Raw genomic sequence first — 19,980 nt, 5'->3', positions numbered from 1 at the left:
TAAGTGTCCTTCGTTATTAATTAACGGAACAAATAGATAATTTAAAAAAACTATTTATTGACACCCCCAAGAATTTGCTCTATGATGCAAATAGAGATTAGTCATTAGTAAAGTAGATAAATAGGAATAGTGAGTTGTAGCTTATGGCATTAAAAAAAGAACATCGTATTGGACGTCATGCTACTTTGCTTGTACTGACGGACGATCGGAACGAACAGGAAAAGATTACGAATCAATTGAACTGGAAAAGCTGTAGTGGGAAAGTAGGTTCAATGGAATCGCAAAAAGTTGTCGCAGCTATAGAAACTGCTGCCAAGCAGCAAGGGATTATTAAAGATAATGTTTACCGAGAAACCCATTCTCTATATCACGCAATTATGGAAGCGCTTTACGGGATTACTCGAGGACAAATGCAATTAGGTTCGGTTATGCGGACCGTGGGATTACGCTTTGCCGTTGTACGTGGTAATCCTTATGAGGATGAAACAGAGGGAGAGTGGTTGGCTGTCGCAATCTACGGAACGATTGGGGCACCAATTAAAGGATTAGAACATGAGACGTTAGGTCTTGGTATTAATCACATTTAAATAGCTTATTAGTTTTTAGCCCAGAGCATTTAGTGAATAGGGGGCTGTACTGAAGAAGTCGCATGATTTCTTTAGTATGGTCTCCTATTTTCTTTTTGCTTCATTAAAGTAAAGTACAAAGAAAGAAGGTGGCGTTATGGTAGTATTAACAGGAAATTCTCTTAAATTAGAAGAAATGAACAACATTCTTTTTAACCGTGAGAAGGTAACGGCTTCGGACGATAGTTGGAAGCGTGTTGAAGAAAGCCGTAGAGCGGTGGAACAAATCGTTAAAGAAAACAGGGTTGTTTATGGAATAACGACTGGGTTTGGGAAATTCAGCGATGTATTGATTGACCCAAATGATGTTGAATCATTGCAATTGAATTTGATTCACTCACACGCTTGCGGGGTTGGAGATCCATTTCCAGAACTTGTTTCAAGAGCAATGTTAGTACTAAGAGCAAATGCCTTGTTAAAAGGGTTTTCGGGAGTGAGAAAAGTTGTAATAGAACAGTTGCTTAATTTTGTGAATGCAGATATTCATCCTGTTATTCCACAACAAGGTTCTCTTGGGGCAAGCGGTGATTTAGCACCACTATCCCATCTTGTTCTCCCTCTTCTTGGTGAAGGAGAAGTATTTTATAAAGGTAATCGGACGAATGCCCTTGAAGCAATGACGACAGAAGGTATTTTTCCGATTACCCTTACTGCAAAAGAAGGATTGGCGTTAATCAATGGAACACAAGCGATGACGGCAATGGGTGTGTTGACGTATTTGGAAGCAGAAAAGCTCGCTTACCAATCGGAAGCGATTGCAGCGATGACAATTGAAGGATTAAAAGGTATTATTGATGCATTTGATGAGGATGTTCATATTGCACGTGGTTATCCAGAACAAATTATAGTCGCCAAACGGATGCGGGGGCTTTTGGAAGGAAGTAAATTAACAACAAGGCAAGGGGAAATACGCGTGCAAGATGCCTATTCGCTTCGTTGTATTCCCCAAGTTCACGGAGCAACGTGGCAAACATTAAACTATGTCAAAGAAAAACTAGAAATCGAAATGAATGCAGCAACAGATAATCCGTTGATTTTTGACGGAGGGAAAAAGGTAATCTCTGGCGGGAACTTCCACGGCCAGCCAATTGCCTTGGCGATGGACTTTCTCGGTATCGCAATTGCTGAATTGGCCAACATTTCTGAGCGTCGAATTGAGCGACTTGTAAACCCGCAACTGAATGATTTGCCGCCATTTTTAAGCCCTGAGCCGGGGCTTCAGTCCGGAGCGATGATTATGCAATATTGCGCTGCTTCACTCGTGTCAGAAAATAAAACGCTCGCCCATCCGGCAAGCGTCGATTCGATCCCGTCTTCAGCAAACCAGGAAGACCATGTCAGCATGGGAACCATTGGTTCAAGACATGCCTATCAAATTGTCTCTAATACGAGACGGGTACTTGCAATAGAATCTATTTGTGCGATGCAGGCAGTCGAAATTAGAGGTGCAGATGGTATGGCACCAGCGACGAAAAGCGTGCTAGAGGAAGGTCGTAAGCGAATTCCGTTCATCGAGAAGGACCGAGTATTTTCAAACGATATCGTAGAGGCTGAAAACTGGATGAGAAATGCCTTTTCAATTGACGAGATTAAAAAGTTTGAAAAGGGAGCAATCGTTGAGGAAAGGGTTTAACATAAAAAAGTAAGCATCTAAACATCAAGTTAAACAAAGTGATTATAAATAAGAGCTAACACGTCAGGAAAGTAAGATATCAAGGGAACAGCGTCGCTCGGTGTTTATGTTTGATACACCGAAGGCGTGCAGTTCCTATTTTTTGATATTTTAAAAATAATTAGAAAATTCAATTTTCATACTTTTAACTTAAAATAATAAACACCTCCAAAACTGAAAGGGTGATCTGATGTTCAATGCGGTAGTAATTTCAGTTATTGTTATGACGATATTAAGTCTTCTTCGTATCAATGTGATGCTGGCCCTTCTAATAGCTGCTGGTGTTGCTGGTTTGATGGAAGGTTTGACTCTAACTGAAACGATGAATATGCTTATATCCGGAATGGGAGGACAAGCAAACACGGCATTAAGTTATGTTCTGCTCGGAATATTTGCCGTTATGGTTAGTTATTCGGGAATTACAGGATTTCTTGTGAAAAAAATTGTAAGCGTTTTAAAAAGAAAACGTTCAATTATGTTGCTGACGATTGCCGGAATCGCTTGTTTATCCCAAAATGCTGTTCCGATACACATTGCGTTTATCCCGATTTTAATTCCACCTTTGCTTCACTTATTTGATAAAATGAAGGTCGATCGTAGAGGCATCGCTGTGGCATTAACATTTGGATTAAAGGCACCGTATATGATGATTCCAGCTGGATTCGGTTTGATCTACCATGGGATTATTACGGATGAAATGAAAGCGAGCGGCGTAGACATTGCTCTTCCATCTGTTACATATGCAATGTTCATACCAAGTCTTGGAATGATTGCAGGGTTGTTCATTGCAATTTTTATTTCTTATCGCAAAGATCGTGAGCTATTTGATGACAAACAGGATGCTATTAACGAGGTGGCGGCAACAGAAGAGACGAAATTGTCATTTACATTGTGTCATTTCCTTACTATTATTGCGATTATAGGTGCCTTTATCGTGCAACTTGTGACAGGCTCACTTGTTCTAGGAGCACTGACAGGAATTATTCTTATGTTTTTGTTTACTATTGTCCCGTTTAAAGAAGGAGAAAAAATTGTAAATGAAGGGATTATGATGATGGGGATGATTTCATTCGTATTGTTAATTGCTTCAGGGTATGCGACGATTTTAAAAGAGACCGGCGCTGTTGAGGACCTGGTGCAGTCCACAATAGGAATACTAGGAGATAATAAAATAATCGTTGCCATCGCAATGATTACGGTTGGTCTGTTAATTACAATGGGCATTGGTTCTTCGTTTGGAACAATTCCCCTTATCGCTGCCTTATTTGTTCCAATCTGCACAACAGTAGGTTTTTCTCCATTGGCGACTGCCGCATTAATCGGTACTGCTAGTTCACTTGGGGATGCAGGCTCACCAGTGTCAGACAGTACTCTTGGCCCAACAATAGGACTGAACGCAGATGGAAAGCACCATCATATCTGGGACACATGTGTGCCAACCTTTTTACATTTTGGCATCCCTTTGATGATTTTCGGTATTATTGCTGCAATGGTGCTTTAATCAAAACAAACACATATTTCAAAACAGATCTGTCTGTTTGGTTATCAACGCTATCACAATAAAAAAAGGATGAGTATCTCTTTTACTTTGAATAGGAGTTTCATAGAAAATGGACTCCCTTAAAAAATGTATTTTTTAAGGGAGTCCGTTTTAAACTTCTCTATCCCTAGTTTTGATAAAGTGATAATTCTACCATTTGATTTTTCTCATAAAACCTTCCTAATTTCTTGATAGCCGACTTTATAATCCACTAATCCCATGAAAAACCTGAATTTCATAAAGATTTTATATAGGGCTTTTTTCGAGATACTGAAGTCAAACAATGAGTCACCAACATTAAAAAGTATAATCTTGTATTTCATAGATACACCTATTAGTTATCACCAGTTCAGTATCAAACCTTGTGTTTATTCATGTAAATATATCATATCTCCTGTCTTCTTATTTATAAAAACGGGAAGGACATATACTAATTATTCTCTAGAAATATAAAATGAGTTCAATATACGATTACATTTGCTATGATGAAAGAAAAGGGCAAAAAAAGAAGGTGTAACAGCATGGAAATGCATTTGATAGCAAAAGATGAATTAGAAGCTCAAGGAATTCGGTGGTTGGTAGAGTCCCATTTTACTGGAGTTCGATTGGTTTCATGGAATACAATAGAGGAATTTGAAAGTGGTATAAAAAAGCAGAAGCCTGAGCTTGTTATTCTAGATATGGACGGGTGGAAGGATGAGAGTGAACGATTTGGTAAGGTGATGCAACAAAATAGAATTCGCTGGTTAGGGATTTCATCTGAGCGAATCTTCCAAACTGCTTATCGTGCGCTCCGTTTTCGTGCAGAAGATGTTTTATTCCGTCCGTTTTCTCCGTCAGATCTAATCAAACATGTTCAACAACTGCGCTATCAGTTGCGAAATGATCGTCGTTACTTTGAGAATAGGGCAACAGAAGAAGCCGGTTCACTTCCCATCGATTATCCTGACCTTTTCCTGACAGAGCGAAAACTCGTTAGTCCGATAACAATGGTCGCACTTTTAACTCCCTATCCAGAAACACTTCCATTAGTATACGATGCATTGCAACGTTATTCTTTTACTGGAAAGCATCGTATATTTGCTCTATCGGATTTTATTGTATGCGTACGGGAAACCCAAGGGATTGAAGTGTTCAAGGAGGAATACCACGCATTTCTTGCATATTGGAAAGACCTTATGAATGAACCCCTTACTATTGTAATTAAGGAAACTTCCTCAGGTGATTCGCTAAAAAAAGCCTATCAGCAAATACGTGAGTTAACAAGGCTAGTTTTTTTCGAAGGCTATGATATTGTTTTAGTGGAAAATGAACAAATGCTCCCTCAGGAAATGGACCCCTTTCTTACTCCTTTGGAACAACGACAGTGGATTGAAATGCTTGAAAAAAGAGATATAAAAGCCATTCGGGATTGGGTGGAGCGTGAATTTTTAACCTTTCAGCAGCCATATCCCGATCCAGAAAACGTTCGTGTTCGTCTTACGAGTGTGCTCGCGCAGATTCGCCGATATATGAAGTCACACAATCTTCAAAGTGCAGACTGGGAAACACTCTATCATGAAGTTTTTCAACAAATTGTCCATAAGCCAGTCATTTATCAAATTGTCCAAGGACTGCTTATGTTTATAACCCGTTTGCTTCAGCAGAATCCTGAGCAAATGCAGGAAGGATCACGAACATTGGTTGAGAAAGCAAAGGAGTTGATTGAGTCTAACTATTGGGATGCGCAGTGGAATTTAGCAGCGTGTGCTGATGCACTTCGTATCAATAAGAGTACCCTCAGCCGTCGCTTTGCAGCTGAATCCGGCCAGTCTTTTCGCAAGACGTTGCATCAGGTACGGATTCGAGAGGCTAAACGTCTATTGCGAGAAACAGATTTATCATTGGAGGAAGTTGCACGATTAACCGGCTATTCTCACCAAACTTATTTTAATACTAAATTCAAACAGATTGAGGCATGCATCCCATCAGCTTACCGATCTGGATTATAAAAAAGGCGATTCAGTATATACTGAATCGTTTTTAATTGGATTATAAATAAAATGTATTTTGAAACCATTTATAAAAATGACAGATAAAGAGAATAAGTTAGAAATATTTTATAAAAAAATCATTAAATTATAATAAATTATCAGAATTTTTGCTATAAAATTAATATAAACACATAAGGAGGTAGAAGAAATGAATACGTTTACAAAAGGCAGAGTGGTACGTTATGAAGGTACTGAATTACATACAAAAGGATGGCAACAAGAGGCCGTACTTCGAATGTTAATGAACAATTTAGACCCTGATGTGGCTGAGCATCCAGAGGAACTTGTTGTATACGGAGGAATTGGGAAGGCAGCTCGAAACTGGGAATCATTTGATGCAATTGTTCAATCTTTGAAAAAGTTAGAAGAGGATGAAACGCTACTTATTCAGTCAGGTAAGCCAGTAGTTATCTTTAAAACCCATCAGGATGCACCACGCGTACTAATTGCAAATTCGAATATTGTACCAGCTTACGCAAATTGGGATACATTTCATGAGCTTGATAAAAAAGGGTTAATGATGTATGGACAAATGACAGCGGGTAGCTGGATTTATATTGGTTCTCAAGGAATTGTGCAAGGAACGTATGAAACATTTGCAGAGCTTGCGAAACAACATTTCAATAATACACTCAAAGGTACTATCACTGTAACGGCGGGTCTTGGCGGTATGGGTGGAGCTCAACCTCTTGCTGTCACGATGAATGGTGGTGTCTGCATTGGTATTGATGTTGATGAGACAAGGATTGATCGACGAATTGAGACTCGTTATACAGATGTAAAAACGGATTCACTGAATGAAGCAATCCGTTTGGCCGAAGAAGCAAAAAAGGAAGGAAAAGCCTTATCAATCGGTCTATTAGGCAATGCCTCTGAACTTTTACCGGAAATGATTGCACGCAATTTTATCCCGGATGCATTAACAGATCAAACATCAGCGCACGATCCATTGAATGGATATATTCCTTCAGAAATGTCACTCGAAGAAGCAGCAGAATTACGAAAATCTAACCCTGAAGAATACGTAAAACGTTCAAAAGCTTCGATGGCAACACATGTGAAAGCAATGCTTGAGATGATGGAAAAAGGCGCCGTAACATTCGATTATGGTAATAATATTCGTCAGATTGCAAAAGATGAGGGCGTAGATAATGCCTTTGACTTCCCTGGATTCGTTCCAGCCTATATTCGTCCGCAATTCTGTGAAGGAAAAGGTCCTTTTCGCTGGGTAGCATTGTCAGGGGATCCTGAGGATATTTATAAAACGGATCAGGCTATCTTACGTGAATTTAGTGATAATGAACATTTATGTAACTGGATTCGTATGGCACAGGAAAAAATTCAATTTCAGGGTCTCCCTTCCCGTATTTGCTGGTTAGGCTATGGAGAGCGTGCTCGTTTTGGAAAAATCCTAAATGATATGGTAGCTAGTGGCGAGTTAAAAGCACCAGTTGTGATTGGACGTGACCACTTGGATTCTGGCTCTGTTGCTTCACCAAACCGTGAAACAGAAGCTATGAAAGACGGATCAGATGTGGTTTCAGACTGGCCAATTTTAAATGCGATGATAAACGCAGTGGGCGGTGCTACTTGGGTTTCCGTACACCATGGAGGCGGCGTCGGAATGGGCTACTCTTTACATGCAGGAGTAGTTATTGTGGCAGATGGTACGAAGGAAGCGGAAGCACGCATTGAGCGAGTGCTGACAACTGATCCAGGTATGGGGGTAGTACGTCACGCTGATGCGGGATATGAATTGGCAAAGAAAACAGCTCGTGAAAAAGGGATTAACATTCCAATGCTTGATAAAGGGACTGATCAGTAATGACAAAACCAATCTGGATTAAACATGCGACTCAGCTTGCTACGCTTGAAGGTAAAGGGAAAGGTCCACGCTCAAAAGAAGCTATGTCAGAACTTGGACTAATCGAAGATGGTAGTTTGTGGATAGAGAATGGAATCATTCAGGCTGTCGGTACAACAAATGATCTGGAAAAACGGTATGCAGAGAAATTGCATACAGCGGACGTTGTGGAGGCTTCTAATCATTTAGTTACGCCTGGGCTTGTGGATCCTCATACACATGTTGTGTACGGGGGAAGTCGTGAACGTGAGTTTGAAATGCGCCTTGAAGGTGCGACATATATGGACATTATGAACGCGGGTGGAGGAATTCATGCAACAACCCGTATGACACGAGAGGCAATAGAAGAAGAATTACTAGAACAAACAATGAGTCGTCTCGATTCATTTCTCGCTCATGGAGTTACGATGGTAGAAAGTAAAAGTGGCTATGGCATGAACCTGGAAACTGAGCTTAAACAATTGCGTGTAATGAAAGAATTACAACAAAAACATGTAATTGATCTTGTACCTACTTTTATGGGAGCTCATGCCGTACCTCCGGAATTTAAAGGAAAAGAAGACGAATTTGTTGATTATTTAATTGATAAAATGCTGCCAATAGTAGCTGAGGAAAACTTGGCTGAGTTTAACGATGTTTTTTGTGAGAAAGGTGTTTTTACCCCCGAGCAGTCAAAACGGATATTAGAAGCTGGAAAAGAATATGGGTTAGTGCCTAAAATACATGCTGATGAAATTGAACCTTATGGGGGAGCTGAGTTGGCTGCAAAGATAGGAGCTGTTTCAGCTGAGCATTTATTAAAAGCATCAGATGAAGGTATACATGCTATGGCGAAAGCTGGGACTATTGCTTGCTTATTACCAGCTACAGCATTATATCTACGCGAAGAAGCTGCGGCGGGAAGAAAGATGATTGATGCAGGAGTACCTGTAGCTATTTCCACTGACTGCAATCCTGGGTCATCACCGACGACTTCTATGCCCCTTGTTATGAACCTAGCTTGTATTTTGATGAGACTTACTCCAGCAGAAGCCTTGACGGCAGCAACATATAATGCAGCTTGTGCCATTAATCGTCAGGAAAAAGTTGGGTCACTGGAAGTAGGGAAGCAAGCAGATATCGTCTTATGGGATGTTAAAAACTATCAAGAATTACAATATTTATTCGGAGTTAATCATGTCAAGGCTGTATGGAAAAAAGGTGTAAAGGTGGTGGAATAGGATGAGTGAGAAATGGCTTCAAACACCTGAATGGTCTTGGAACACATCGAAAGAAGAAACAGCTTACGTTCATCAGTGGATTCAGCCACTTCATGAACTAAGAGGTCTTCCTGACCTGATTATTTACGGAGCGCCAATTTCGAGATCATCAATTAGTGTGTCTGGGGCTTCCTTGTATCCGACGGAATTTCGGAGAATGTGGAAAAGCTTTGCCACCTACAACCTAGATGAAAATATCGATTTAACAGCACTACAAGTAGCGGATGCAGGGGATATTGTAATGCATACGACAGATATCCCTTTATCACATCAACGTATTCAAGAGACATCAGCATATCTTGTGGCACGCTATCCTCATACCATCACATGCATGATTGGCGGTGATCATTCTACAACGGCTTGTGCTGTGCGAGGAATCAAAGAAGTTTGTAAGCAAAAAACGATTGGAATTTTGCAACTTGACACGCATCTCGATGTGCGGGATCCGGAGGAATTAGGTCCTGCAAATGGAACTCCAATCCGCCAATTAATTGATAGCAATGTTGTTAAAGGAGAGGATGTCATCAATATCGGTTTGCATGGTTATTTTAATGCGAAGCCACTTATTGATTATGCCGAGAAACACCACATTCAGGTGGTAACATTAAAACAAGCACGCAAACAGGGTCTTATCAATACCATTCAAGAAGCGCTTGAACGGTTGTCAGCAAAAGTTGACCTTGTTTATGTTACAGTCGACATGGATGTACTCGATATTTCCGTTGCACCAGGGGTACCAGCATCCACCCCTGGCGGTATGACATCAACTGAGCTGTTTGATTCATTGTTAGAAATCGGTAAGCATCCAATTGTTCGGCATATTGATTTTGTTTGTCTAGACCCCAGCAAAGATTCACCAGTTGCTGAAACAGTCAAGGTTGGGGTGTACGCATGGCTACAGTTTATAACTGGTCATGTCTTACGATCTAGATAAAACGATAGATAATTCAGTAAAGAGAAAAAAAGACTAAGATGAATATCAATCAAGATTAATCTGAAAGTATAGGTTAGGCAAGAAGAAATATCTCATCCTCTTCTTGCCCTAGCCAAAATAATAGATTGATAATAAGAAATTACAGCAATTGTTAAAGCAATTGCCTTTTTTATAAAAATAACGATTCAGAGCAATCAATTTAAACAACTTTCATAGTCACTAGTATAGGCAATAGATAGGGTATGTTTAGATTCTTTGCGTAATAAATCTAGCATCACTGTTAAATGAGAAATTCATATATTCTCGAAGTTTTCGATTAGCTTTGCATGAAGAAAATAAAATGGTAATCATTTGCTTTTTCCTATCTTTTTGAAAGTAAGAAACACTTAGTAGTTTATTATGAAATTTCTATCTCAGCAGAGAAAATTAGATGATGAGAGCGAGGAGAGAAATTATTAATGAAAAATAATTATCGTTATTTTATTATTTTTATGATTGTTATTATAACCATTATAAATTACATAGATAGAGGTGCATTATCCTATGCACAAGCTGAAATTATTCAAGAATTCAATTTAGATCCAATAAGCTGGGGAGCGATTCTGGGGTATTTTGGATACGGATATATTTTTGGAGCACTATTTGGTGGTGCTTTAGCAGATAAGAAAGGACCTAAATTTATGTGGATTCTTGCAGGAACCACATGGTCTATTTTTGAAATAGGAACGATATTCGCTGGTCACTTAGGTGCAACATTTTTTGGTGGTTCTGCGTTAGCAGGTTTTGCAGTATTTCGCGTTTTATTTGGGTTAGCTGAAGGTCCTACCCTATCTACAATGAACCGAACAATGGCAAACTGGGTGTCCCCAAACGAAAAAGGTTTCTCAGTAGCACTTGGTTTAGTAGGTACTCCCATTGGAGCGCTAATTACCGCTCCAGTTGTAGTAGGTCTTTTAACATTTACTAATTGGAAAGTAACATTTGTTATTCTTGGCTTACTAGGTTTTATTTGGGTATTAGTATGGAGAAAAGTATTTACAAATTTACCTGAAGATCATCCAAAGGTCTCGGAAATTGAACTACGGAAAATTCGGAGTTCAAATGATTTAATAGAAGGTGAAATAAAATTAGAAGAAACAATATCAAAAAATGTACCATGGTATTATTTCTTTAAAAATTCTACTTTAACAATGAATGCTATCGGATATTTTGCCTTTTTATATGTGAATATCTTATTACTTACTTGGACTCCGAAATATTTGCAGGATGAATTTAATTATTCCTTAGCATCTCTTTCATATATAGGTATGATTCCATGGGTAGGAGCTATTATTACGGGACTGTTAGGCGGGAAAATTTCAGATAAATTACGTGAAAAAACTGGAAATTTACGTATAGCTAGATCTTGGTTTACGGTAGTTTGTTTGTTTTGTACAGCCATTTGTTTTATGTTAATTCCAACAGCTGAAAGTGCTACGACAGTACTTTCATTAATGTGTATAGGTAACGCATTTAATTACCTACCAAACTCTATATATTGGACAGTTATTCTTGATACAGAGCCAAATAAAGCCGGAACTTTCGGTGGGGTAACACACTTTATTGCCAACTTAGCTACTATTATTGCCCCGACGTTAACAGGCAGTCTTGTTGCATCTTATGGATATAATGCTATGTTTACTGCAGCTGCTTTTGCTGTAATAGTTGGAATGGTATCTATGATATTTGTAAAGCCGGGACAACAGGGCCATATGTCAGTAACTCCAACCACAAAAGATACTACCTTATAATAAGTAATTCTTAGAATAAAAAGAGATGAATATACTAAATAATTTCTCCTTTTCTTTTAGAAAGTATAGTTACCTTATAGGAAGGTAAGTTAAAATGCTTCTCATTTATTTTCCAAACTCGATTTTCATATGAAATAATTCATGTAGTGCTCCTCTAATTAAGTTCATAAAATGTGAAAAGGACTTTGATATAAAGTCCTTTTTTAATACCGATAATCTACATTATGTCAACTAACTTTGTATATCGTATACAGCCTAAAAACAGAAAAACTCCCTTGTGCAGTATGGAGTTTTTCTGTGCGGAATTTAAATAAGAAAAGTGGATGCTTTTGCATCATGAGTAGTTTGCTCAAAACATTGGACATTCTTCATTTATAATTAATTGTTAGTAGGTGATACTAATTATTGACTTTTCATCTAAAACGTAGGGTGTGAATGGATATGGATTTTTTTCAAAGTCAAGAATCACTTACTGAAATTCAATGGACTCTCAGAGCAATTATTTCTTTTTTCTTTTTACTCTTTGTTGCTAAGATAATGGGGCAACGATCAATATCTCAGTTAAGGTTACTTGATTTTATAATGGCTTTATCAATTGGAAATATTATTGCCCATCCTTTGTCTGATCAACACTTAGGAATGAAAGGATCCATGATAACGATAGGGGTATTAGTTATTTTGTATCTTATTTTCATATTTTCAAGCCTTAAGTGGTCGAAATTCACAAAATTTGTTGATCCTTCTCCTTTTCCTCTTATAAAAAATGGGGAAATAATTTATAAGGGTTTAACCAAAGCGAGAATACCTCTTGAAATCTTACTATCAGAATTAAGAAAAGAACAAATACAGGATATTCAAAAAGTTGCTCTAGCATTGTGGGAATCAGATGGTACGATTTCTTTTGTTTTAGATCCAAAGTATCAAGCATTAACTCCTAAAGATATGAAGCTAATGACAAAGCCATTCTCTTTTCCTATAACAATTATCAAAGATGGAAAAATTGATTTTGAAGAATTAAAACAAACGGGTAAAGATAAAGATTGGTTAAAAGATAAAATTAGAATGGTACATAATGTAGAAATAAAAAACATTTTACTAGCGACAATTGATAACAATGACAAAATAAATATCTTTTTATATAAGTAAGCATGAAGTAAAATGTGGATGTGCAAATTACTTTTTAGTAAAAAATTATCAAATAAATGTAATTGTCTTAATGTATAACATTTGTTATATCTGTTATGATTATCGATAAAAATTATATAGACAAAAAAGACATTGATAAGTTTTCTATCAGTGTCTTTTTTGTGATAGAGTTCTTTATGTTATCGATTATGCTTAATATCTACCTTTTATGATTTCCGATAATGCGTGTTATGTGAACTTACCATAATTTACAGGTTATGAAAAACGAAGAATATCAGGAGATTAAGACCAGGACGTACAGGTATACTTACGGGAAAGGAAAAAGCACAAATCCGTTGTTAATTTAAGTAACCAATGAGAAGTCGTTTTATAAAACATAAATGAAGTAGGAAAAGATTTAACTAAAAGGAGATTTTTTATGAACAGCTATTTAAGAGCTTACAAACAAATAACTTTCATTCTTTCGAAGCGGCAAAATAAAAGATGTTCAATTCCTTATTGAAACGCTAAAAAAAATTAAGGGAACTCATCGTGCTACATAAAAAAGATATTGTAAAAGAGGATCTTAATAAGCCAAAGTTTGAAGTGAAACGTGCAGAAATTGACCTTATATTATGGGGTGAATTTACTTTTCACTTAAAAATCTTATTTCATGGACTGCTCCAAAAGAAGTGAAAACCCTATCTACACATGCTGGAGCTAAAAGCTATATTTATCAAGAGCCTTATGGTTTAGTACGTGTAATACCACCTTGCAACTATCCATTCCAACTTGCCCTATCACCCTTAGTAGGAGCCATTGCTACAGGGAACTGTGTTGTGTTAAAACCTTCATAATTAAAACCTCATACATCAAGCATTCTTGCTAAGATGATTAACGACAACTTTCCAGAAGGATACATGTGTGTTGTAGAAGGGGAAGGGGACAAGAAATAAATATATGTTTGATCTTTTTTATATGTAAAACACTTTAGGAGTAATAAATCGGGGAAAGGGCTAAGTGGCGGGGAGTTCAAGGAATAGTGTTGATTAAAATATAATAAGACAAAGCATGCTTTCATACTTCATGGATCTGCTTTGTCTTATTCACTATGTAGTTGTAAGACATTTAAAGATTATTTCTTATAGAAAATATCGAATTTCTCCCATATTTCTTCAAGAGATTCTAATTTATGTTGGAACTTTTCTTCTCTTTCTCTTCCTACTGATATAATAAGAGCATTTATCAAACTAAGAGGTGCCACAAATGAATCGATAAAAGTAGGCATCTGACTGGATGCTGTTAATGGCATGTCTGCATATGGGATAAGAGGTGATAAAAGATTATCAGTTATTGCTATAGTAGAAGCTTCTCTTTCCTTTGCGTATTCTAGAACTTGTATGGTGCTTTTCGTATATCTTGCAAAGCTAATACCAATAACTACATCGTCCTTATTTAAATCATACAAACGTTCTGACACGTTTTCTAGTGAGTGTATTAGCTCAACTTTATCTAAAAGAAATTGAAAGTAGTATTGTAAAAATACGCCTAAGGCTGTAGCACTTCGATTTGCGACAATATACACTCTTTTAGACTGTATAAGCTTGTCTACTGCTTGTTTAAACATCTTGACGTCCAATTTCTCAAAAGTTGATTTTATGTTTGAGATATCATCTAAAAAGATATCATATATTCCTTGGTCTTCATTGTTATAAACCTCTTTAGAAATTTTTAATCTATCCGTTGTTGTTAACTGTTGTTGCGCAGAATTTTGCATATATTGCTGTAACTCTGGATAACCAGAACAACCTAAAAAAGTAGCAAACCGTACAACGGTGGCATGGCTAACTTTTGTGATTTTTGCTAATTTATCCGCGGTTAAAAAAGGAACTGTATTAGGGTTTTCTAGAATATATTTAGCTATTTTCATATTTGCCTTACTCATACTAGGCATCTGCTCTGCAATATGTATGTATATATTTTCCATATACTTAGACAATCTCCTTATGTTATTAACTTTATTAAATATATTACTTTAGTTTGAAGGATATAGTTATGATTATAAACTAAAAATAATCATCTTATATAGATTGTATATCATTCTAAATGCGTAGCAAACCTGTATAAGGAATAAGTTGAATTAGAGATTTTAAAATGTTATCTTCAGGAGCTAATTCTTCCCTTATTTTAAAGGGAAGTCATATTTTAGGATTATCTTATAGTATATATCCTTTAAGTTTTTCTAAACCATGTTGGTAACAATTTATTTACTTAATTCAATAGTTATTAATAAAAAAAGAGACTATTGTACTCATTGAATAGAAAATAGAGCTATAAAGAGGTGTAAGGATAAACACCTGTTATAGCTCTACTTTTTCTTTAATGGAGAACGTTTATTTATTTAAAACACGTTTGATAGCTTCATCATGTGCTGCTACTGTACGATGTATATCTTCTTCAGTGTGCACCACCGACATGGAATAGCGATTAAGTGGTTTTGTATAAACACCTAACTTCAACAATTCATAATCAATTTGTTTTCGTAATTTTGTATTAGATTGACTCATATCACGATAATTTTTTATATTTCCTTCACCAAGGATAATATTAAAAATACTCCCCATGCCAAGTGTTTGCATCGTTAATCCATAAGATTTATAGACTTCCTCTAACTGTTTTCTTAATAATTGAGTTCTTGCAAATAATTTGTCCATTGTACCTTCTTGTTCTAGTACGTTAATCGTCGCTAATCCTGCTGCAAGTATAGTTGGATGACCATTATATGTTCCACTATGATATAGAGGGTCTTGTTTATCGGTATTTTCTGCACCTGCTGTTAAAATGTCACGACTACCTCTAGCAGAACTAATCATCATCATCTCTTTCTTCCCACCAATAGCTCCTATAGGGAAACCACCACCAAGAACTTTTCCTAAAGCTGTAATATCTGGTTTGATTCCATAAATTTTTTGTGCACCACCAAGTGATAATCTAAACCCAGTTTTTACTTCGTCGAAGATTAATACGATGTTTAGCTCTTCTGTAATTTTGCGAAGACCTGTCATAAAATCTTGATTAGCAGGGATAATCCCCCCTTGAATTGGTTCTAGAATAACACCCGCTAATTCATGTGCATGATCTCTTAGAATCTTCTCTGTTGCTTCTAAATCATTAAAGGGGAGAATAACTGTATTTTGAAGATAGTAATCTGGTAATCCTCTTGATTCTCCTACTGCTTTAGGAGCTGCTGCTTCTCCAGCTCTATCCATATCGGGATTAACACTTACAAGCACTTGATCATATCCACCATGGTAGTGCCCTTCAAATTTTGCGATTTTCTGTTTACCTGTGTAGGCAACAGCCGTACGAATAGCTAAAAGTGTTGCTTCTAAGCCTGAGTTTGTATAGCGAACCATTTCAATACCAGGATATAATTCAATTAATTTTTCGGCCATTGTTGTTTCCATTTTGTGTGGTGTACCGAAGATAGTTGTACCAGATTCCATCATTTGCTTTGTTACAGCTTCAAATACTTTATGATGACCATGGCCTAAAATAAGAGCACCATAGCATAATAAGTAATCAATATATTCATTTCCATCTACATCAAATAGTTTACTTCCTTTTCCTTTTTCCATCATTAGTGGATGAGGATTAAAATATTTAATATTTGCTGTCACTCCTCCAGGAATTACTTTACATGCTTTTTTAAATAAAGCTGCTGATGTTTGAGTGCTTTCGGATACCAATCCATTTTCTTGACCTGTCATCAAAATAATCTCCACCTTTTATTTAAATAAATATTTCTTTTATAATAATAACATGAAATATATATTTCATTAAAGAAGGAAGAACATTTTTCTTAATAACCTTAATATAAATTTGAAAAAGAAAAGGAGAAGGAGCAGATTTTTTGGTAATCAAAAAGTATGGTTTTTAAGACGAAGAAAACATAGAGAAATTCAATTCCTTATATATTAATAATGGACATAAAAATAGAAGGCACAAATCTCTTATTGCTCAAATGATCTGTACCTTTTTGACTTTTGTGAGGTATATGATGTTAAAGGGGGAGAGTTATATCGTTAGGTTACGATAATCCTTCTTTTTTATAACGAGTTATTTGGGATATAACCAATAAATTTTAGAATGTTGAGACTTGTATTCCTTTCATCAAAGACTTCAAAAATGATTAGCATTCATTTGTAATACTAGCCATTATAAGGAGGCAGTCGTAATAATAGGATAGAGTTTTCCGTTAAGCGCAAAAGAAACTCTCCCTGTCTCTTCAGATACAACAAGGACAAGCGCGTCACTTTGTTCTGTTAAGCCTAGTGCGGCACGATGGCGGGTACCTAGTTTTTTTCCCCTTATAACGGTAGCTGTAAGAGGAAGAACATTCGCTGCCGAAACGATTTGGTTAGAGCGGATCAGTACAGCACCATCATGGAGAGGATTTCCAGGGTAAAAGATAGCTTCTAACAATGCAGGAGTTAAAGTGGCTCCTACATCAGTTCCTTTTTGGATGACAGAGTCAAGGGCATCGCGACGTTCTACGACGATTAATGCACCATGACGCCGGTCGGACAGTCGCTGAACACAAATAGATAGCTCCGCATATTTGTCTGTAAAAGCTGCTAAATAGCAGTTTAAATAAAAGGAAGCAGCGACAGATTCAATGTTAATAAACTTTTCTTTAATACCCTCTAAATTCCCTAAAAGACAATAGCTTTCGTTGTCTAGTACATCTAAACTATGTTGAAGTTCATTCGTAATTTGCTGTATTCTTTCTGCCAATTGCTGTTTCATTGGGGAGAAATCGCAATTAGGAGTGTCCACATCTCAACACCTCAATTCCTTCTAGAAAATCACAGATTAGAACAAGAGAATTTTCGACTCTTTATTTATTTGGAATACTCATCGATATTTTTTATCTAATCCTGTGATTAATTAATAACCATTATGTTGCCCTTATATTTATTTTCAATTCTTACATGCAAATCTTTTGAACGTCCTTTTTCCAATTTGTACGCTTTAAATAAAGCTGACCTTCCTTACTTAGAATCAAAATATCAATTTAAATGTTGTTTACAATCCGGTGATCTAACAAGAACAGACTTATAATCGTTGTGAGGATACTTGTTCACAATTCAAACTTCAACTACTGTATTCTACTCGATGATTTAGTTAACGATATTTTCACGTTTGACAGGTGTCATTATGGCGTTCATGTACCACATTAAAAGTAAAAACTAGTATTCCTAAAATTCATATCTAGGTATGAATTGTTTCAATTTTTATACTATCTAATTCTACGTTAAAATAAATCCAACATCTCTTAACCTGAAGATAAAGATATGTAGCTAGAAAAAAGATATGTGATAGAACATTTGGTTTTCACAAAGATAACGCATTTATTGAGAAAAGAGGAGAGATAACGGATGGATATAGAGAATAAATTCCAAGAGGTTCCAACTACCTGTGTTTCTGATGCTATGGAAGGTCTTAATAATTTAGATTCATCAATCAAGCCATTACAAGATAAGTATAAAGTTGCGGGAAGAGCTTTTACCGTTAAAATGCCTGTAGGGGACAACCTTATTTTTTTGCGAGCGATTAGAGAAGCTAAACCAGGAGATGTATTAGTTGTTGATGCAAAAGGGGATACATATCGAGCGATTGCCGGTGACTTTATAGTAGGCATGGCCAAAACATTAGGAATTAAAGGAATTGTTGTCGATGGAGTTATCCGTGATCTTGAAGGAATTAAAGCACTAGACTTTCCGGTTTTTTGTAAAGGAACAACAGTAGCGGCGAGTGGAAAAGCAGGGAATGGTGAATTAAATGTGCCTATTTCTTGTGGAGGGGCTACCATTTCTCCTGGGGATTTTATTATTGGTGATGGGGATGGGGTCGTAGTAGTTCCCCAAGCAATGGAACAAGAAGTTCTTGATAAATCTTTAGATAAATTAGCATTAGATATAAAAAGAGAAGAGAAGGTTTCTGGGGATAGGGAAGAAGTTATAAAATATCTAGATCACTTTCTTTCAAAGTAAAAGAAAGGGTGAAAATGAAAGATATTAAAAAAAGGGACGGACTAGTACAGAAAGAGAGTTGTATTCAACAACGCCTGAATGACTGATCTTTAGCTTGTCCCTTTTATTATTTTTTCATGGGATTAAAGGTGATAGACATCTAATTCCTTTATAAAATCCACAAAGGCTCTGACGACGTTTAACTCTGTTGATTCGTTATAATAAAACATCCACGTCTTTTGAGTTATCTTTTTTCCTTCTTTATCTTTTAGATGAATTTTATGAATATCCTCTATGTCACGGAGGAAGAGGGAGGGCATAATCGCATAACCTAATCCGTTTAACACCATCTCCTTGCATGTATCTCCTTGGTCAACAGACATCGCAATGTACGGTGGCTCGGAATAGTGTTCTGTCCACCAATTTTCCACTAACTGTTTGTATAGCTGATCTGTTCGGTAGTCAATCCTCGGTAAATGGGGAAGCTCGTCAAGTTGAATGGGATGTTTAGATGCTATACATAACTCTTCTTCAAATAATAAGTGCTTTTGATCTGGCCAGCTGTATTCTCCGCGAATAAACCCAATATGTGAAGATTGAGTGTAAACTAAATTAAAAATATCCTTGCTGTAACCTGTGTCTACTTGAAACTCGACATCAGGGTATTGCTTCTTAAACAGCTTTAATAGAATGGGAAGTTTGTATTTGCTAATAAAGTTTGATACACCTAATCTTAACGTCCCTGAGACACTATGATTAAAGTTATCAATATCTTCCTTTATCTCACGAAAGATATGAAGCACTTCTTCAGCGCGTCTTGCAATGTATTCTCCTTGAGGCGTAAACTGAACTCCTTTTATCCCTCTGTCAACGATTTTTACCCCTAACTCTGTTTCAATTTGTTTTAAACGCTTTGTTAACGTTGGTTGAGCAATATACAGAATTTTTCCTGTCTTTGTGATGTTTTTCTCATGAAATAACGTATGTAAAATAAGCCAATCACGATTATCCACGCGATGTTCCCCCTTTGCTTAATAGTCCTTATGGCGGCTATTTTATGGATAGCTTACTAGAACAATAGCATACAAAGCACCGTTAAAAA

The 19,980-nt window shown here is 36.7% G+C and carries 16 protein-coding genes; 12 read left to right on the top strand and 4 right to left on the bottom strand.

What is annotated here, in order from left to right; translation table 11 throughout:
* Positions 1 to 143 precede the first annotated feature (143 nt).
* The 11 genes from hutP to BM012_RS26815 all read left to right on the top strand — a co-directional run bounded on the left by hutP (position 144) and on the right by BM012_RS26815 (position 13,700).
* Entirely contained in the window at positions 144 to 587 is a 444-nt protein-coding gene (gene hutP, locus BM012_RS10310) for a histidine utilization transcription antiterminator HutP (RefSeq protein ID WP_061804190.1), read from the top strand.
* Between the two features lie 136 nt (positions 588 to 723).
* Positions 724 to 2,259, top strand: a complete 1,536-nt coding sequence (gene hutH / locus BM012_RS10305) for a histidine ammonia-lyase (protein ID WP_061804191.1) — start codon at positions 724 to 726, stop codon at positions 2,257 to 2,259.
* 229 nt (positions 2,260 to 2,488) lie between these two features.
* Positions 2,489 to 3,799: a Na+/H+ antiporter family protein gene (locus tag BM012_RS10300; protein ID WP_061804192.1), complete on the top strand. Its 1,311-nt coding sequence runs from the start codon at positions 2,489 to 2,491 to the stop codon at positions 3,797 to 3,799.
* 560 nt (positions 3,800 to 4,359) lie between these two features.
* Positions 4,360 to 5,829: a response regulator transcription factor gene (locus BM012_RS10295; protein ID WP_061804193.1), complete on the top strand. Its 1,470-nt coding sequence runs from the start codon at positions 4,360 to 4,362 to the stop codon at positions 5,827 to 5,829.
* Between the two features lie 190 nt (positions 5,830 to 6,019).
* Positions 6,020 to 7,696 (top strand): urocanate hydratase, encoded by a 1,677-nt coding sequence (gene hutU / locus BM012_RS10290; protein ID WP_061804194.1) that lies wholly within the window; start codon positions 6,020 to 6,022, stop codon positions 7,694 to 7,696.
* The gene (gene hutI, locus BM012_RS10285) at positions 7,696 to 8,955 is read left to right on the top strand and encodes an imidazolonepropionase (RefSeq protein ID WP_061804195.1); all 1,260 of its coding nucleotides are present in this window, start codon (positions 7,696 to 7,698) and stop codon (positions 8,953 to 8,955) included. The genes hutU and hutI overlap by 1 nt, the downstream gene beginning before the upstream one ends.
* 1 nt (position 8,956) lies before the next feature.
* Positions 8,957 to 9,928, top strand: a complete 972-nt coding sequence (locus BM012_RS10280; protein ID WP_061804196.1) for an agmatinase family protein — start codon at positions 8,957 to 8,959, stop codon at positions 9,926 to 9,928.
* A gap of 458 nt (positions 9,929 to 10,386) precedes the next feature.
* Positions 10,387 to 11,718 (top strand): MFS transporter, encoded by a 1,332-nt coding sequence (locus BM012_RS10275; protein WP_061804197.1) that lies wholly within the window; start codon positions 10,387 to 10,389, stop codon positions 11,716 to 11,718.
* 441 nt (positions 11,719 to 12,159) lie between these two features.
* Positions 12,160 to 12,864 (top strand): DUF421 domain-containing protein, encoded by a 705-nt coding sequence (locus BM012_RS10270; protein WP_061804198.1) that lies wholly within the window; start codon positions 12,160 to 12,162, stop codon positions 12,862 to 12,864.
* A gap of 531 nt (positions 12,865 to 13,395) precedes the next feature.
* A complete protein-coding gene (locus BM012_RS26820; protein WP_235606149.1) occupies positions 13,396 to 13,539 on the top strand; it encodes a hypothetical protein in 144 nt (47 codons plus the stop codon).
* Entirely contained in the window at positions 13,536 to 13,700 is a 165-nt protein-coding gene (locus BM012_RS26815) for an aldehyde dehydrogenase family protein (RefSeq protein ID WP_235606150.1), read from the top strand. Before BM012_RS26820 ends, BM012_RS26815 begins: the two co-directional genes overlap by 4 nt.
* 278 nt (positions 13,701 to 13,978) lie before the next feature.
* Here the strand turns inward: BM012_RS26815 and BM012_RS10260 are convergent, their stop codons facing one another.
* The 3 genes from BM012_RS10260 to cdaS all read right to left on the bottom strand — a co-directional run bounded on the left by BM012_RS10260 (position 13,979) and on the right by cdaS (position 17,682).
* Positions 13,979 to 14,830, bottom strand: a complete 852-nt coding sequence (locus BM012_RS10260) for a MurR/RpiR family transcriptional regulator (RefSeq protein ID WP_061804199.1) — start codon at positions 14,828 to 14,830, stop codon at positions 13,979 to 13,981.
* A 406-nt stretch (positions 14,831 to 15,236) separates the two neighbouring features.
* The gene (locus BM012_RS10255; RefSeq protein WP_061804200.1) at positions 15,237 to 16,613 is read right to left on the bottom strand and encodes an aspartate aminotransferase family protein; all 1,377 of its coding nucleotides are present in this window, start codon (positions 16,611 to 16,613) and stop codon (positions 15,237 to 15,239) included.
* Between the two features lie 448 nt (positions 16,614 to 17,061).
* Positions 17,062 to 17,682, bottom strand: a complete 621-nt coding sequence (gene cdaS / locus BM012_RS10250) for a sporulation-specific diadenylate cyclase CdaS (RefSeq protein WP_074842811.1) — start codon at positions 17,680 to 17,682, stop codon at positions 17,062 to 17,064.
* 602 nt (positions 17,683 to 18,284) lie between these two features.
* Between cdaS and BM012_RS10245 the strand changes: the two genes are divergently transcribed.
* A complete protein-coding gene (locus BM012_RS10245; protein WP_061804201.1) occupies positions 18,285 to 18,899 on the top strand; it encodes an RraA family protein in 615 nt (204 codons plus the stop codon).
* Positions 18,900 to 19,021: 122 nt separating this feature from the next.
* On the opposite strand, the gene BM012_RS10240 is transcribed toward BM012_RS10245, so the two are convergent.
* Entirely contained in the window at positions 19,022 to 19,891 is an 870-nt protein-coding gene (locus BM012_RS10240; RefSeq protein ID WP_061804202.1) for a LysR family transcriptional regulator, read from the bottom strand.
* Positions 19,892 to 19,980: the final 89 nt, after the last annotated feature.

The sequence above is a fragment of the Priestia endophytica DSM 13796 genome (assembly GCF_900115845.1).
Lineage (GTDB): Bacteria > Bacillota > Bacilli > Bacillales > Bacillaceae_H > Bacillus_I > Bacillus_I endophytica.
Note: the sequence above shows the minus strand (reverse complement) of the source record. Positions and strands in the feature narration are given on the sequence as shown.